The sequence below is a fragment of the Ralstonia condita genome, assembly GCF_958405655.1.
Taxonomy (GTDB): domain Bacteria; phylum Pseudomonadota; class Gammaproteobacteria; order Burkholderiales; family Burkholderiaceae; genus Ralstonia; species Ralstonia condita.
This window is the reverse complement of the sequence record NZ_CATYWO010000016.1, coordinates 1-1,294: the sequence shown is the minus strand read 5'-3', so window position 1 is coordinate 1,294 and position 1,294 is coordinate 1. Positions and strand designations below refer to the sequence as shown.

Annotated in this window: 1 protein-coding gene; it reads left to right on the top strand. The window is 64.6% G+C overall.

The genetic code is table 11. The features are described 5' to 3' along the window. Nucleotides 1–1,265 (top strand): IS66 family transposase (tnpC, locus tag R2N03_RS20970; RefSeq protein ID WP_316659774.1); only part of this gene is annotated, 1,265 nt, incomplete at its 5' end. Between the last annotated feature and the right edge of the window lie 29 nt (nt 1,266–1,294).

Here is a 1,294-nt window from a genome sequence, read left to right as displayed (position 1 = left end):
TGCCGTCGTCCAAATCTGAAGCCAAGAGCAAGCCCAAGCGCCAGGCATTGCCGCCGCAGTTGCCGCGCACCGACATCCACCACGAGCCGGACGCAGAGACCTGCACCTGTGGGTGTGCGCTCAAGCGCATTGGCGAAGACATCAGCGAGAAGCTGGACTACACGCCGGGCACGTTCACCGTGGAGCGTCACATCCGCGGCAAATGGGTGTGCGATCAGTGTGAGACGCTGGTGCAGACGCCGGTGCCACCCCACGTCATCGACAAAGGCATCCCGACGGCCGGACTGCTGGCACATACGCTGGTGTCCAAGTTCGGCGACCACCTTCCCCTGTATCGGCAGGAGCGCATCTATGCGCGCGCCGGTCTGGCCATCCCGCAATCGACACTGGGCGCGTGGGTGGGCATCTGTGGCGTGCGTCTGCAACCGCTGGTGGACGCCCTGCAAGAAGAGGTTCTGAGCCACGGTGTTCTGCACGCCGACGAAACGCCAGTGCAGATGCTCGCGCCCGGCAATGGCAAGACGCACCGCGCCTACCTGTGGGCCTATGCGCCGAGCGAGTTCGAGAAGATGCGCGCGGTGATTTACCAGTTTGCGCCCAGCCGCAGCGGCGAGCACGCTCGCGCGTTCCTGGGGCAGTGGCAAGGCAAGCTGGTATGTGATGACTTCGCCGGCTACAAGGCCAGCTTCGACGGTGGCGTCACTGAGATCGGTTGCATGGCCCATTCGCGGCGCAAGTTCTTTGAACTGCACGACAAGCACAAGAGCGAATTGGCGGGCCAGGCACTGCGCTACATGGTGAGCTTGTACGAGATCGAGGCGCAAGTGCGGGATGCTGAGCCAGACCAGCGCCTGGCAGCGCGGCAACAAAGGGCTGGCCCGATTCTAGAGCGGCTGCACGCCTGGCTCGAGGAACAGCGACGCCGCGTCCCAGACGGCTCGGCGATCGCGCGGGCCATTGACTACAGCCTCAAGCGGTGGCCGGCTCTCGTGCGTTACCTCGACGACCCGACGGTGCCCATCGACAACAACCACGTCGAGCGACAGATCCGGCCGGTTGCCCTGGGTCGCTCCAATTGGTTGTTTGCAGGCTCACTGCGCGCCGGTCAACGCGCGGCTGCCGTCATGAGCCTGATCCAATCGGCCAAGCTCAACGGGCACGATCCCTACGCCTATCTGAAAGACGTCCTCACGCGACTGCCGACCCACAAGGCGGCCGACATCGCCGAACTGCTCCCGCATCGCTGGACGCCCAGCGCCACCTAGCTGGCAAGACGGGTTCACCGGGTGCTTAC